The following is a 15,226-nucleotide window of genomic DNA, read 5'->3' as shown; positions in this document are numbered from 1 at the left end:
CGGCGGCGCAGTCCCCTGGGGGCGTGAGTGCAGCGGTCACTCTAATGGCTCTGACGCCAGGTGGAGCGACACGTGGCAGTAACCACCAGGATTCTTGGTCAAATAGTCTTGGTGATATTCTTCTGCAGGGTAGAAGTCACGCGCCTCTTCCAAAGTGGTAACCAAAGGACGGGTGAACTTTCCCGCGCCTGCATAGCGACCCATGAGCGTCTCCGCTTGCTGCTTCTGCGTACCACTGAGGTAGAAAATTGCAGAACGGTATTGCGTGCCAACGTCTCCTCCCTGTTTGTTAAGACTAGTTGGGTCATGCATGCGGAAAAAGTGCTTGAGCAGATCCTCATAGGAAATAACCTGGGGATCAAAGAGGATCTCTACCGCTTCTGCGTGTCCGGTAGTACCGGTGCAGACGTTTCGATAGGTAGGACTTTTGGTGGTACCGCCCGTGTACCCGACTCGAACGCGCAACACTCCCTTGACGCGCCGAAAGTAGGCTTCCGTACTCCAGAAGCAGCCTGCGGCGAAAAGAGCAGTCCCCTCTTCCCGAGCAACAAAGCGCAACGCTGCAGAATTGATGCAGTAACGGAGCCCCCCGCGTTCGGGCGGACCGTCTTTGAATACGTGCCCGAGATGAGAATTAGCGTTCCGACTCCGCACCTCAGTACGGAGCATGTTGTGCGTTCGATCCTCCTTTTCAATCACCGCGCGCGCGTCTGCAGGTGCAGAAAAGCTAGGCCAGCCACAGCCTGAGTCGAATTTATCTTCGGAGAGGAAGAGGAGTTCTCCTGAAACAACATCAAGATAGAAACCGGGTTGGTAAGAGTTCCAGAACTCATTCTTAAAGGGAGTCTCAGTGGCAGACTGCTGGGTAACACGGTACTGAATATCACTCAGGTGCTGAAGGTTTGCAAGCATGGGGCCATTCTAGGCGATGAGAGCCAGACCTGCAAGGGCACCTCCTCGGCGGCAGGACTCGGCGCACTGGTAAGAGGGAAACCGGCGGAAGCGTGATTGCGTTGCAGGCAGCCGTGTTGATGCGCGGCTACAAGCGTTCCCTACGGCAGATGAACGAGAGGACGTGCAGAAAGACCCATCGCCTCTTTTACTCTCTGCATGGTTTTGCGTGCTTCAGCACGCATGCGCGCGCAGCCTTCCTCTAATACGCGTGCAAGGTACGCAGGCTGCTGTTCTAACTGTGCACGGCGTGCGCGGATGGGTTCTAAAAACGTATTCAAGGCGCGCGCAAGAGCGTCTTTCACTTCTGTGTCTCCCACGCGCCCAGCGCGATACCGCTCTTTAAAATGTGCAACCTCGTCCGTGTTTGGGTTGAACGCATCGTGGTACGCAAACACCGGATTCCCTTCCACGCGTCCTGGTATATCTGCCCGGGTGCGCGCAGGATCTGTGTACATCGCACGGACCTTGCGCCGCACCGTCTCTTCATCGTCCGAGAGAAAAATCGCGTTCCCCAAACTTTTAGACATTTTCGCTTGTCCGTCAGTTCCCACGAGAGTGGCGCAGTCACTGAGGAGTGCACGCGGCAATGGAAAGACCTCCCCATAGAGGCGATTGAAACGCTTTGCAACTTCGCGCGTCAGTTCTACGTGACTTTCATTATCTTTACCTACCGGCACAAGATGCGCCCGCGCCAGCAGAATGTCCGCCGCTTGAAGTACGGGATATCCCAAAAGACCAAAGGGAAGTTCAGAAAGGTTTGCCGCTTGAGCCATCTCCTTTAAGGAAGGGATGCGCTGCAAACGCGGCACCGTTACCAGATTCGCAAAAATGAACGCCAGCTCTGTAACTTCTGGCACCGCCGATTGCAGATAAATGACCGCACGCTGCGCGTCGATGCCACAAGCTAGGTAGTCCAGCACGAGCTCACGAACGAGAGCAGGCAGCTCGGCAAGCTGTGCACGCCCATGGCGTGTAGTGAGCGTGTGCAGATCCGCGATGATGAAGAAACACTCGTGCTCAGACTGTATGCGCAGACGCGTCCCGAGCGAGCCTGCATAGTGACCGAGGTGGAGACGCCCCGTGGGCCGGTCTCCGGTAAGGACGCGCAGCATGGGGAGACTGTAAATCAAGGTCCGTCCAGTATTCAAGAGTGCAGGCGCAGGAACACGTGCGCCGACCGCGCAGCCCTCCTCTATATCACGGGTGCGTGTCCGTCTCAGGAAGAGGCAAACACCTTGCCGTAGCGATTTATTGTCGCTGCCATATCATCAAGACTCACCTGTTCGCCAACTGCTCCAAGTTCGCAGGCTACACGCGGCATTCCATATACAATGCACGAATCTGCGTCCTGCGCAATTGTACGCGAGCCTTCTGTGTATAAACGCGCAAGCTGCGCGGCACCGTCCCTTCCCATTCCTGTCATTAAAATTCCCAATGCGCGGTTTTCAAAATGGCGAGCTACTGACTCAAATAACACATCAACGCTGGGTCGGTGACCGTTTTCCGGTTCATCCGAGTTGATGTGCGCAACAGTTGCCAGGGAGCGCCGCTCTACCGTCAGATGGCGATCCCCGGGGGCAATCAAAACACGCCCACGCCGCACCAAGTCTCCTTCTTGCGCTTCTTTTACTTCCAGCGCACATACCTGGTTAAGACTGTACGCAAATTCACGCGTGAAACCTGCAGGCATGTGCTGCACTACTACCACCGGCTGCGGCAAATCTGCATCGAGCTGTGCAAAGATATGACGCAGCGCGCTAGGTCCTCCCGTTGATACGCCGATTGCAATGATCTGCAGTGCCCCACTTTCACGCAGTGGCACGATGCGCGTTTGGCGCGCTCCCTCTGTGGGGGTGATTGTGTAGGATGCACGGTCACGCGCGGGCGCACGTGCACATACAGACGGCAGAGAGGCTCGCTCTTGGGTATCTAAACAATTCAAGTCCTCCTCGCCGGCAGGTCTCTCAACAGGTGTGTCCATGGCAAGACAGCGGCGCGTGCGGCGCAGCAACTTGTAGCGTCTCCCATACGCGGTAACGTAATCGACAATCTTGCGCGAAACCGTGCGCAAATGCGCAGACTCAGATCCAAAAGGCTTGGTGACAAAGTCACTTGCCCCCAGCTCCAAACATTGCATCGTGACCCGTGCACCTTCTTTTGCAATGCTAGAGAGAATGATTACTGGAATATCAATGCGTAGACGTTTCCGCTGTTCAAGAAACTGAAGCCCGTTCATGTGCGGCATTTCCAGGTCGAGCAAGATGACATCTGGCTGTACACGCTCTAGCATGTCAAGCGCAAAGCGCCCATTCATGGCCTTGCCCGCTATGCTAAGACCCGGCGCTCCTTCAATGACTTTTCCAATAACCTTTCTCATGAGCGCAGAATCGTCCACGATTAAAACAGCAATATCATTAGTATTTTTCATACGGTAGTCTGTGGCCCCCTGCCTGTATACGCTCTGGTGTGCAGCCTTACCGCGCGTGGCATTCATGCGCTGACCCTTCATCGTTTTTCTGGCACAGGCAGCCCCACGGGGTTTTTAGAAAAGAAAACTTTGTATTCATCCCAAAGAGAGACTCAGAGTGCCCAATGAAAAGAAAAGAGTGAGCAGACATCGCATCCCAAAATCGCTCAATAACCGCCTTTTGGGCTGTTTCATCAAAATAAATAAGTACGTTTCTGCAGAACAGCACGTCGACGTTTCGATGCATGGAACGGTGTTTTAAGTTATGATAATCGAAGCGAACCATTTTCCTAATATCGGCGTTAATTTGATATCCTTCCTGTGTTTCGCGAAAATATGCACGGAGGTATTCGTCCGGTACTCCAGAGACGCGTGCGCGCGGGTAGTAGCCCTGGCGTGCAACGAGAAGCGATTTGAGTGAGAGATCCGACGCGATCACCTGGCATGAGAACGCAGCGGGCGCATACCGTTTCAGCAGCATTGCAATAGTGTACGGCTCTTCCCCGGTGGAGCACCCTGCGCTCCAAACGGTTATGGAATGCTCACCTACGCTGCGCTTGGCTTTTACCAATTCTGGAATGACATAGTGCGAGAAGGAGTCAAAATGGGCTTTGTTACGGAAAAAACGCGTTAGATTTGTGGTTACCGAATCGAGAAGTGCAGAAAGCTCTGCGCTACTTGCAAGGACCTGCTGGTAGTATGCGCACGCAGAAGGGAGGGCAAGTTCGCGCAGGCGCGATCTAATTCTACTTTCCAGTACCGAGCGATTAAGTGCAGAAAAGGTGATGCCGCTGTGCTCGTAAATAAGAGTTTTAAACGCGGCAAATTCCGCATCGCTGAGTGTGCTCATCGGTCTTACCCCCTTGCCGAGTGTCAGGTAGCTGCGTGTTATATCGCTTTTTTCGGTCGCAGCCGTCATCCTGCACACGGGGTAATTGCTACCGGGTGTACAACGACAGTGAGAACCGACACTGTGTCTTACGGAAGCGTGCCTGGCACCTCGCGCGCCGACACGGTCTGCTCCCTTGAAGGTGCACGCGCCGCACGGTGTGTCAGGAGCGTGACGCTTGCAGAGATCATGCGCCGTCTCACATGGCACGGTACGGTGAGTGACCCGGGCCTGTCTGTGAGGCTACCTGCTCCCAATCACCTTGCTGAGGCTCATACACCAAAAAATCTTGTGGCCGCTGTGCGTGCTGTTCGAGCGCCCAGGGATAGAGCACCACCTTTCCTTCAGAATCAACAAACCCAATGGGGTCAAACTGGTAAAACTTCGCCTTAGGATAACGAGCGCGCACATGGCTGTGCATTTCAAGGGGAATCCATGCGCGCGGGATGCACGTCCCCCACACCATTTCCACCTGGGAGGGAAGCGCATACGCCCATATGAGGCGGGTGCTCACGTCCAGTGCAAACAAGCACAGCGAAACGGAGGTAATCGGCGTTCGCCCTTCGAGACAGTAAAAGTGAAAGCGCTTCAACAGTGGTTCGTAGTAGCGCTCATGAGCGTGAGCATCGAGCGGATGGACAGCACGGTGCACCACGTATCGTGCGTGCTCAATGGTATTGAGTTGTCCCCAAAAAACAGTTTCATGCTCGTTCCCGAAAACAAAAACATCCGGTTTGACGCGCGGCAGGGCGCGCGTGACACGGCGTGGGACACCCGGTGTGCTTTTGTTTTTTGCAGGGAGCCGGGAGGACGCAGACGGAGCCTCGCTCCACACTCCTTCTTCAAACCAGTACGACGGCACGTTACGCGCACTGATAGACATTCTTAGCACGCGCGCTGCAAAATCAGTTCCCTCAAGAAGAAAGTGTGCGGGAGCCTCTTGCAGCGTCTGCGCACACACCGATGTGCCCACCACGCACCAAAGCCCGCGCAAAAAACCGGCCATTGTCATGCCTAGATCCACCGCTCCTCGTTCTGACCTCCTGCGTGTACAAGACCACAAACGAGGAGCGCCGCTGCCACTCTAGAAGGGAGCGGGTACTTCTGTCAAGCCATTGCTCTTTTTTCTCACTCTCCTTTGCGCGCCTGCACCGTGCTGCTGTGGAGCGCGCAAAATAACCAGCATCTGTTGACTTAGCGGCGGAGCGCTGTGATGAGCGTGTTCTTTAACTGCGCAAGTCGCTCCGTGAGCGAAACCTTATAAACGTGTGGATTTAACAGTCGCACATAGCTTTTATCCAATCGTTGCAGTTGTGCGCGCATCCGTGCATGGATTTCTTGTACTGATTCGCCGGCACGTAACCGATTGCCCGCCTGCATGACCGTGCGCAAAAGCGGTTCCACCTGGTGCGCTGCGAACGTGAATGATTGAAGATTATAAAAAGGATGTATGTATCGCTGTGCCACCTGCGGCTCTATCACCTCATCTGCAAGTCCTATAACATCCGCCTTGTATTGCCCCGCTGCATCATACAGACGCCATACCTGCTTTATTCCAGGTGTGGTAGTCTTTGCCGGGTTATCCGAGACTTTCATGACTGGCAGCCAGTGTGCATCGTCCCAGTGGGGGAGGCGTTGGGATGCTGCATGCCCGTGTTGAGTGTGCGCCGGCTGTGTCGTAGCGCGTGCACTCATCTTGTACACTCCGGTAAAGGCAGAGTCTGCTCCTCCGGTTACCAGGTGTGTGCCTACACCCCAAGCATCGATGGGAGCACCGCTTAAAACTAAAGATTCGATGATCGTCTCATCCAGCTCATTTGAAACTGCAATGCGTGCTTCGGGCAATCCCGCTGCGTCTAGTGCTGCACGCACCTGCACGCTAAGATACTGCATGTCTCCTGAGTCCAGGCGTACCCCAAAAGATTTTCCTGCCGCCTTCAAACGTGTGCCTATTGCAATTGCATTCTGTATCCCTGATTCCAGGGTATGGTACGTATCGATGAGGAATACGGACGCGCTTCCATAGAGTGCAGCATAGCGTTCGAAGGCCTCTTCTTCACTGTCAAAAGACATCACCCACGCGTGCGCCATAGTTCCCATTGGCCGAATACCGTAGAGCTTTGCAGCAAGTGTATTGCTTGTCCCTGTTGCGCCACCTATTGCAGCAGCGCGTGTGGCGCTCAACGCGCCGTCATAGCCCTGTGCTCTTCTGAGGCCAAACTCCATAAGAACACCTTCACCTGACGCGCGCCACATCCGTGCAGTCTTTGTTGCGATGAGGCTTTGGAAATTAATGGTGTTGAGTATCAATCCTTCAAGCAGAAGTGCTTCAACCAAGCGCGCGTGCACGCGGATGATCGGTTCGTGAGGAAATATTACTGAACCTTCTTCTAGCGCGTGTATATCTCCTGAAAAGCGGAAGGAAGCAAGGTAAGACAAAAAGTCATCATGAAATAAGTGCAAGGTGCGCAAATAATCGATATCTTCTCCACTGAAGCGGAACTGCTCTATTGCCGTCAGGAGCGGATCGAGTCCTGCAAAAATGGAGTACCCTCCCGCGAAGGGGTGTTTACGAAAGAATACTTCAAACACCGCACACTCGTGCGGCTTGTGAAAAAAGTATCCCTGCGCCATAGTCAATTCGTAAAAATCAAGAAAGAGCGCGCTCGTTTTCATTCTGCATCCCCCTGCATTACGTGTGATCCTGCGTTTGTTTTTTTTATCAGAATTTTGTGAGGGATGCGCGTGCGCAATTCATGAACATGAGAAATGATGCCTATCATGCGACTTCCCTCTCTGATTTCATCTAAGATGCCAATTGCCTTATCTAAACTTGCCTCATCCAAACTTCCAAATCCTTCATCTATGAACAGCGAGTCAAGCACAATACCTCCCGATCGGGTTTGGATAGAATCTGCAAGACCAAGTGCAAGACTGATAGAGGCCATAAAGGTTTCGCCTCCTGAAAGTGTTGCCGAAGGGCGCACGCTCCCAGTGTACGCATCTGCAACGAGCAGCGCAAGTCCTTGATATCCTCGTGCATTGACGTGCGAGTCAGCTACCCTCAGATGGTAACGTCCTTCACTCATTTTTTGCAAACGTATGTTTGCGTAGGCAGTAATTTCGTGCAGAAAAGAAATGAGTGCCCATGCGTCAAATTGTATTTTTTTTTGGTTTATCCCATTCAGTTCATCTGAAAGAGTTATAAGCTTTGCGCTTTCTTGCGTCTTTTGTGCAAGCTGTTTTGAACACTCTTCGTATTTAAGATACTGATGTGTGAGTGTGTGTAGCGTGGCAGACAGTATTTCAATACGAGAGAGAAAGTTTTCCTCATCTTTTACCAACGTATGACATTGCGCATTCAGTTCATCAAGATCGGATGGAATTTCTGTTCCTATTTCTGCCTCGAGTGTTTTCAGTAGATGGGTGTCAGCCGCACGCAATTCATTGAAAAATTGAATTTCTGCTGCAGCATGAGAAAGTTCAGCATCAGTCATAAGAGCGGCGGTTACTTCTTCGTTGTTATTGAAATGCGCTTCTGTTCGTGCGCAACACACGGTACGTGCAAGGTGCATGTATTCTTTTTGAACATGGTTCAGTGCATCTTCTCGCGCTGCAATGTCGGCGCCAAGCGCACTAGAAGCGTTTTCTATCTCATTGAACTCTCGGTCGTATTCTTCAATATGGGTGTGCAATTCTCGCATAAGGGTTTGACAGTGTGCGAGCATCTCTTTCCAATAGGCGACACTCTCCTTCTCATGCTGCATCTTTTGCGGAGCAAGTAGGTTCGATGCAAGCAATTCCTTGGGTAAACGTATGGACAGTGCGTGAATGCGTACGCGCTGCTGTGTAAGCGTTTCTTGCAATGCGTGGAGTGCTGTTTCTTTTTTTGCGAGCTCTTGTGAGCATTGCTGCAGGTGTGCGCGTACATCCTGTAAATCCTGCTCAGGCTGTTTTTTTCTCAGTAAAGCGTGTTGCGCGCATGCGAGCATATCTTTTGCACGAGATAATTTTTCCGTGAGATCCAAAACACGTACGGTAATTTTTTGCACGTTTGGAATATCGCAGGATGATCGCGTATCACACGATGTAAGAATGGAAAATGAATGCTGTATTTCCTGCATTTGTGCACTGTAGGATGCACGTCGCTCACGCTCAGAGGTGAGGATGTGGTACACATCTTTCTCGCTGGTTTCCAGCTGCGCGTATGTTTGTTCTATGCGTTGCATGCGCCGGGTTAACGGTTCAAGATTATCTATGTCTTGACGTGCGGGATTCGGATGAATGCAAGAGCCGCAGACAGGACACGGTTCTTGATGCTCTAAGAGACGCGCGAGTACTACCGCGTGTGTCCGGGTTTCTTGGAGATGAATTTGTTCTTTTGTCTGAAGGAGCTGCTCACGTGCCCGTGTGCTATACGCGCTTTTTTGTGCGTGTATTTTCTCAAGTTTTTCACATTGTGCAGTGCATGTTGCGTGAGCCGCACAGAGCTCGGCATATCGCTGAGACAATTCTTGTGTCTTCTTTGCATGCGCGAGTTGAATTTGTAAATCATTAAAGGCAGATGTACGAGTATCGATAGTACCCGCTTCTCTTTGCAGTATATCCAGTTCTTTACACAACGATTGTTCTTGCTGGGTAAGTGTTGTTTTTTGTTGTGCAAGCGTGTGGATATGCTGCGTGAGTGTGTGCGCCTGACAAGATATGTCGCGTATCGACGTGGCAACGTCATGCGCGTCTTCAATGTGAATGCACGCACTATGAAGTGTTTGTAGTAGACGGCGTTGTTCTTCAATGGATGACTGCTGCGCGACATGCGCAGCTCGTTTCATGAGCAATTGTTCGCGTGAACGCATCTTTTCCTGTATTTCTGCATGAATGCGCTGTGCATCTTGTTCGCACTGGGTGACGTGTTTTATGTGCGCAGCAAGTGGTGCCGCTTTTCGCGCGCGATCAATACGCTTTTGAGTTTCCGCGTGGACTGGTTCTTGCGCGCGGTATGTTTCTATACGCGCACGCAGCTCTTTACAAAGTTGTTGTTTTTTTAGCTGTGCTTCGAGCGCTTCACGTTTTTGTGTATAGTACGCATGGGAGATGCGGGTTTGCTGCAGTGCGTCACGTGCGTGCTGTAACTCAGCTTCTAGCGTTTGTTTCCTTTCGTGGTATGTGTCGGGCATGCACTCCGCACATAGAGTTTCAAGTTGCGAACGCAGCGTTTCAAGCACTGCTTTGGCATGGAGCGATTTTTTTTTTGCTCGCTCCATAAGAGCAGTATATTGATCAACAGGAAATAGATTCATCAGCGTTTCTTTTTTTTCTTTTGAATTTGCTTTTAAAAATTGCGCACATTCTCCCTGTGGGAGCATAACCACGCGCTCAAATTCTTTGCTATTGAGTTTGAGAAGATCGTGAATAACACATTCAGTTTCACTTTTATGCGCACAAGCAATACGCTCCCATCCATGACCTTTTTTTTGCTCAAGATACAGCTGCTCGGGTTGCTCTGTTTTTCTGTGGGAAAGTGTGCAAGTCAGCGTCCGGTGTACCCGGTAGATTTTAGTGCCGAGTGAAAATTCCAGCGTAGCAAATGCAGCTTCTGATGGTGCGGCGTAATGACTGCGCAGACTGCGGATAACTTCTGCACGGGTTCCAAGGGGTTTCCCATACAGGGCATAGGCGATCGCATCGAATAGAGTGGTTTTTCCTGAACCTGTTTTCCCACACACTAGAAAAATAGGACCGAGCGCGGTGAAGTCAACTGTATGGGTGCCAACGAAAGGACCGATGTTGTGGAGCGTAAGACGCATCGGCTTCACGATGAGAATTCCTGTTGCATTTCGTCAAAAAGTTCCTGAAAGAGAGCGCCCTTTTCTCTGTCATCAGGAGTGGGGCTTACTTCGTGCATAAATACATCAAAGTGTGTGCGCAATGAGTGGTGTGTGCAGGGCGCTATCCCCTCGTTAGAGGAGTAGGGGGGGGGTATATCAAAGGCGAACGCATTTTCCTGCTTGATACTGAGCAATCCTGGATAGCGCGGCTTCAAAAGGCCAATAGGATTGTGCACGAGCGCCGGGTCGGTCAGGGTGATTTCTAAAAAATCACGTTGATAAAGGAGATAGCGATCACCGGTATATAGTGCGTGGAATGAGTCGCGTATGGTGCGAAGAGGGATAAGTGGCTCAAGTGGAAGGGGAGTCACATGGATGGGGAATCCCTTTGTGTTGCAGTGAATCTCTACAGAAAGCGCAACCTTTTGGGTATTTGCTTCGTCAAACGAATAGGGCAAAGGAGATCCGGAATAGTACATGCGTTCGGTGATTTTTTGACATTTGTGTAAATGACCAAGTGCAACATAGGTGAAAAAGTCAAACCAGTGTGGGTCAGCGTAAACGGCATTGCCAACAAACGGGCGTTCACTTTCGCAGCTAATACCTTTTTGGGTAAATAGGTGTGCGACAAGGATAGAAGGGGTGTCCAACGATACTGCACGCTGCAAGCGACGCGAGGCTTCTTGAAGGAGTTCGGATTGGGTGTGAATGAGACAAGTGGTGTTTTCCTCATCAAGATAGGAAAAGGCACCTGCGTGGAGAAAGGGAAGTAAAAATAACTGCACTGTTTCCCCCTCGTGACAGAGGAGATGGGGACGGGTGCTCTCTTCAGGATCCTGCGCAATGAATACTCCCTGCTGCTTAAGTAGCTCCTGGGCAAAGGAGAGACGTTGCGCAGAATCATGGTTGCCGGGGATGAGATATATCGGGAGCCGTGGCATGGACCGTTTGATATTTTGCAAAAAAGAACTAAAAAGACTGACACTCTCTGCAGAGGGTACACAGCGGTCATAGATGTCGCCTGCGATGATGAGCGCGGCGTAGTTGTCCTGCGCAAGGAGGGTGCACAGATCGCCGAGCATTTTTTTCTGTGACGCAAAAAGCGATACTTCATGGAGTGTTTTGCCTAGATGTAGGTCCGCTGTGTGCAGGATCTTCATGGGGTGGGTGCTTCTCCAGACGCTTTGGTTTTAGGCGCGTTTGCTTTGCGCATGGTGTGTTCTTCTTGGTCTGTCTTCTTTTTTGCGGTATCGCGCGCGTCCTGTTCGGGAGTTTCTTCTTGATGGAGAGCCTCAAGCATTTTTTGTGTGCGTTCTTGTAAGAGTTTTTGCCGTAGTTCCTGGCGTTGCTTGAGCTCTTCTTGGTAGTTCTTTTGATATTCTGTTGCTTTTGTATTCGCTGTCTCAAGATTCAAGTGCGGCTTTACCCGCGACAGATCAATGAGTGTGAGCTTGTAGTAGGCAGGAGGCAGGCGTGCGCTGCCTGCAGCCTCATATTTTTTGAGTATATACATGAGCCTATTGTAGGCATCTTGCCAGGATTTCTGTTTAACAAGGATGTGCGCAAGTTCAAACTCTGCACTAATGACCGCTGACTCATTGTTCGGGAAACGATCGAGAACCGTTTGGTAGTAAAAACGCGCCCACGTTATATTACCTGCGTCGTAGGATTCCTGTGCACGCAGCATGAGGTCAGCGGGGGTGAATTTTTCAGGTACATCTTCTTCCCGTGGTGTGCTTGCACAGGCGTACAGGAAAAACACGCCTAACAGTGCATACGCGCGTGGCTTTATCATAGTGCTCCTTCCTTTTAACTGCGCCTGACTGCAGAAAGCCATCGGTACGTCATCGCAGGTTCTCTTTACTTGGGAGAAATAGCCGGCACGGAGAATGCTCCGTGGTACGTGCACTAATCGCGCAAGATGGTGATCTCCACTCGACGATTTTTGGCTTTGTTCGCGTGCGTATCGCTTGGCGCGATAGGCTTTGTCGCACCGTGTCCTGCCGTAGTAATCCGCGTCATCTCAATGCCACGTCTGGACAGTTCCTGCGCCATGCGCTGCGCACGTGCTACAGAAAGCGCCGCTTCCTCCTGAGGGCGGTGTAAATCTGCGGTGTGGCCTTCAATTAAAAACCTTGTGTACGGCCCCATCTTTTTCAGTGCGGTTGCTATCACGTCTACCCGATCTTTTTCTGAGGCGAGAATCTCTGGGGAGTTTGCCACAAAACGCACGTCGTACACGGTGATCTTGAGGGTATTGATGCCAGAGCGAACACCGACACCGGGGGACCGCTCGTCGGTTAGGAAGCGTTTTACGTCGTGGTATGCAAAGTAAAAGTGCTCGTCTACAAGCGGATACGGCACGTGCACACGCAGCGCTGCTTCGTCGCACAGGATAATCACGTTGCCTTCTGCAAGCAAACGCAAGTTCTCAGGGCGCGCCAAGATCTGGGCTGCATCCTTTGATGCAATGATAGGATCCGTGCGCTGCTGGCCAAACACTCCGCGCGCAATGATTTTTAAGGGCGTGGTACCTATCCTGTCTCGGTACATTTTCTCGTCCCAAACCGAGCCGTACCGCACCACACCCCATGCCTTGGCACGGTCAGGGTGAACCATATTCTTTTCGTAGATTAAATCCATGTCCGTGCTCCAAATCTTGGGGAACAAACATGCGCTCAGCGGCTCTGACACGTATTCGCCGTGCACAGGAAGAGAACCGCGCGCATCTATGAGGATACCGGTGTAAGGGCGGCTCACGGCAGACGTGGGGGGGATAGCAGGCACATACGCAGTTTCGTGCGTGACAAAAAGGCGCGCCAACGCTGTAAGTGGCGTCTGGTGCGATAGCTGTAGACTACGCACTGAAGGAGAAAGGGTAGTCACGGCGTGGTGCCCCGCGTCAACCAATGCGGTAATATCTGCCAGCCGAATTTTTTCATGTGCAAGGCAGTCCCCTACGCGGTTTTGCGAATCGACGAGTACTGACAGATATACATCTTTCAGTTGTGCAGGCGCTTTATAACGCAAGAACTGAGAAGCTGCTGTCCGATCAGCAGGCAGGCGCATACGTGCACGTGCAAGATCTAGCGTAAGCTGTGCGTTAATGGTACCGTTTTTCCAATCCTGCACCGCATCGGTGTGTACGGCATCCTGGGTCTGCGCACCAGACGGCGCGTGAGAAAACAGAACAAAAAGGAGGAGGAGAATGAAACGCCTCGCACTGCTGCGTACCACATGGGGCGCACTTGCGTGCGTCCACACCAGGGAGAGAGCGCCGAACGGAAAACGGCACTGATTTGAAAAAGAGGCAGCACGCGTCAGGCAGGACACTCCCATACCCTACCGTCTCGGCGTTTTGAGAATCATTCCCAAGGAGAGCGTGGCGTCTACTGCTAGATTGTTTTCCTCTGCCAGGTTTTCTACTGAAACGCCGTAGCGCTTTGCTAAGGACCAGAGGGTATCCCCCTGCTGCACTACATGCTTGCCGACAAAGGGTGCTGCAGGGGTTGCCCGCGCCGCTGTGCTTTCCGGCGGTGGTGGCACGCTCGGGGGTGCCGGCGCGTCTGCTCCCGCGCGCGTGTCCGCGCCCCCGGGCGTCGGCGGCGTCATTGAGGACGAGGGAAGTGCGGACACTTCCGGCACTGCATGCTCTTTCTGATCCATTACTCCAGGTGCACGCGTGCCTGCCCCCCGCAGGGGCGCGCGCCGGGTCTGCCCAGTCCGGATGGTGGGAATGATGAGCTTTTGTCCAATCTTCAGGTGAGTGGCGCTGTGTGCGCGGTTATGGGCTTTTAGCGTATCGACGCCCAACCCATAGCGGCGGGCGAGTGCGTAAAGCGTGTCTCCTGAACGGATGGTGTGCAGGGTGTGATGGACGAGCACGGCGCCTGGGCGGTTGAGTACTGCCTGGACCGCCTGCGCATGTGTGCTTGGCACCCGGAGGGTGTACGCTGCATTCGGGGGAGTAATTGAATAGCGGAGTGCAGGGTTGAGCGTGTGCAACAATTGCGCATCCATCCCTGCTGCCTGTGCCAAGAGGTTTAAGTCTACCGCGCGCGAAACGGTAACCGTGGTGGTCTCCTCGGGGGTGTGTGCCGCTCCCCAGGCGATGCCGTGCTCGTGGCTCCGGCTGAGTACTTCTGCAACCGCAAGGAACTTTGGGACATAGCGGACTGTCTCGTCGCGCAGAAAGCCGCGCTCACTCAGATGCCAAAAATCGGCGGTTCCTGCCTGGGCAATGGCTCGCTTGATCGCGCCAAGACCGCAGTTGTACGCAGCGAGGGCCAAGGGCCAGTCACGCAGCTGCGTGTAATTCCACTGCAGTTTTTTGACTGCGGCGACGGAAGCCTTCCAGGGGTCACGCCGTTCGTCTACCCAGTCACTCACGCGCATGGCAGATCCTGCGATGCTATTGCGCATGAACTGCCAAATGCCGACTGCGCCGGATTTGGAGACAGCCCGTTCGAGAAAGCCCGATTCGACAACGGGGAGAAAGAGCAGCTCGACAGGAAGGTGAGCGTCGCGCAGCAGTTTTTCGATAAAGGGGCGGTAGGGCGCGCTCCGCTGCATAACGACAGAGAGGTATTCCCGGTAACGCGCGCTCCGGTACTGTTCTTTGAAGGACTGCATCGGCGGGTACAGGGGGTGCACGAGCGGACCGAGCACGAGCGCGCGCTGAATGAGGGTGTCAGGTACCGACTGAGCGCGCAACGCGTGGTGCGCTGCGTACGCCCCCCAAAGCGGAGGGCAGGCTGCCGCACCACAGAGAAACAGAAGGAAGGACAACCGGCGCGCCCGCGCACAGGGACCAGCAGGGAAACAACGAAGGAGAAACAGGAAGAGTGAACACGCACGGGCGGTAATGATTTCTCGCAAAAAAACCGTTAACCTCCTGTACGCTCTCTTCGCCCTCGGTGGCAGCCAGCCTAGCATGTCTTGCGTGGGGAGCACAAGGGATGCGCCGTGCGCGTTGAACACCGCGTAAAGGGAAAAGAAGCGGCGGTGCGCCGGGTATGCGTACGTTGTCGGTACGGTCACAACAGGCGTTTTGTGTAAATGGCACGACTGCCATGCAGGGAGGTAAAA

General features: G+C 52.9%; 11 protein-coding genes. All 11 read right to left on the bottom strand.

Annotated features, from left to right (window positions below; all coding sequences use genetic code 11):
- Positions 1–36: 36 nt before the first annotated feature.
- Positions 37–912 carry a bifunctional methionine sulfoxide reductase B/A protein gene (locus TPANIC_RS03130; RefSeq protein ID WP_014342813.1) on the bottom strand — a complete coding sequence of 292 codons (876 nt, stop codon included), beginning with the start codon at positions 910–912 and terminating at the stop codon, positions 37–39.
- A gap of 140 nt (positions 913–1,052) precedes the next feature.
- A complete protein-coding gene (trpS, locus tag TPANIC_RS03125) occupies positions 1,053–2,066 on the bottom strand; it encodes a tryptophan--tRNA ligase (RefSeq protein ID WP_010882078.1) in 1,014 nt (337 codons plus the stop codon).
- 104 nt (positions 2,067–2,170) lie between these two features.
- Positions 2,171–3,382 (bottom strand): protein-glutamate methylesterase/protein-glutamine glutaminase, encoded by a 1,212-nt coding sequence (locus TPANIC_RS03120; RefSeq protein ID WP_010882077.1) that lies wholly within the window; start codon positions 3,380–3,382, stop codon positions 2,171–2,173.
- Positions 3,383–3,428: 46 nt separating this feature from the next.
- Positions 3,429–4,340: a CheR family methyltransferase gene (locus tag TPANIC_RS03115; RefSeq protein ID WP_010882076.1), complete on the bottom strand. Its 912-nt coding sequence runs from the start codon at positions 4,338–4,340 to the stop codon at positions 3,429–3,431.
- A gap of 169 nt (positions 4,341–4,509) precedes the next feature.
- Positions 4,510–5,334: a hypothetical protein gene (locus TPANIC_RS03110; RefSeq protein WP_010882075.1), complete on the bottom strand. Its 825-nt coding sequence runs from the start codon at positions 5,332–5,334 to the stop codon at positions 4,510–4,512.
- A 170-nt stretch (positions 5,335–5,504) separates the two neighbouring features.
- A complete protein-coding gene (gene pncB / locus TPANIC_RS03105; RefSeq protein ID WP_010882074.1) occupies positions 5,505–6,986 on the bottom strand; it encodes a nicotinate phosphoribosyltransferase in 1,482 nt (493 codons plus the stop codon).
- Positions 6,983–10,126 (bottom strand): exonuclease subunit SbcC, encoded by a 3,144-nt coding sequence (gene sbcC, locus TPANIC_RS03100; protein WP_010882073.1) that lies wholly within the window; start codon positions 10,124–10,126, stop codon positions 6,983–6,985. Before sbcC ends, pncB begins: the two co-directional genes overlap by 4 nt.
- Positions 10,123–11,298: an exonuclease SbcCD subunit D gene (locus TPANIC_RS03095; RefSeq protein WP_010882072.1), complete on the bottom strand. Its 1,176-nt coding sequence runs from the start codon at positions 11,296–11,298 to the stop codon at positions 10,123–10,125. Before TPANIC_RS03095 ends, sbcC begins: the two co-directional genes overlap by 4 nt.
- Positions 11,295–12,047, bottom strand: coding sequence for a hypothetical protein (locus TPANIC_RS03090; RefSeq protein ID WP_010882071.1), 753 nt, complete (start codon positions 12,045–12,047; stop codon positions 11,295–11,297). The genes TPANIC_RS03095 and TPANIC_RS03090 overlap by 4 nt, the downstream gene beginning before the upstream one ends.
- A complete protein-coding gene (locus tag TPANIC_RS03085; RefSeq protein WP_010882070.1) occupies positions 12,047–13,477 on the bottom strand; it encodes an OmpA family protein in 1,431 nt (476 codons plus the stop codon). Before TPANIC_RS03085 ends, TPANIC_RS03090 begins: the two co-directional genes overlap by 1 nt.
- Before the next feature lie 3 nt (positions 13,478–13,480).
- Entirely contained in the window at positions 13,481–14,851 is a 1,371-nt protein-coding gene (locus tag TPANIC_RS03080; protein ID WP_235214010.1) for a LysM peptidoglycan-binding domain-containing protein, read from the bottom strand.
- Positions 14,852–15,226 lie beyond the last annotated feature (375 nt).

Source organism: Treponema pallidum subsp. pallidum str. Nichols (assembly GCF_000410535.2).
Classification (GTDB): Bacteria; Spirochaetota; Spirochaetia; order Treponematales; family Treponemataceae; genus Treponema; species Treponema pallidum.
Note: the sequence above shows the minus strand (reverse complement) of the source record. Positions and strands in the feature narration are given on the sequence as shown.

What these genes read in the sequence shown, in the direction of transcription:
- TPANIC_RS03095 (WP_010882072.1), bottom strand. Translation starts at nt 11,298, where the DNA reads ATGAAGATCCTGCACACAGCGGACCTACATCTAGGCAAAACACTCCAT.
- pncB (WP_010882074.1), bottom strand. Translation starts at nt 6,986, where the DNA reads ATGAAAACGAGCGCGCTCTTTCTTGATTTTTACGAATTGACTATGGCG.
- trpS (WP_010882078.1), bottom strand. Translation starts at nt 2,066, where the DNA reads ATGCTGCGCGTCCTTACCGGAGACCGGCCCACGGGGCGTCTCCACCTC.
- TPANIC_RS03120 (WP_010882077.1), bottom strand. Translation starts at nt 3,382, where the DNA reads ATGAAAAATACTAATGATATTGCTGTTTTAATCGTGGACGATTCTGCG.
- TPANIC_RS03130 (WP_014342813.1), bottom strand. Translation starts at nt 912, where the DNA reads ATGCTTGCAAACCTTCAGCACCTGAGTGATATTCAGTACCGTGTTACC.
- TPANIC_RS03115 (WP_010882076.1), bottom strand. Translation starts at nt 4,340, where the DNA reads ATGACGGCTGCGACCGAAAAAAGCGATATAACACGCAGCTACCTGACA.
- TPANIC_RS03085 (WP_010882070.1), bottom strand. Translation starts at nt 13,477, where the DNA reads ATGGGAGTGTCCTGCCTGACGCGTGCTGCCTCTTTTTCAAATCAGTGC.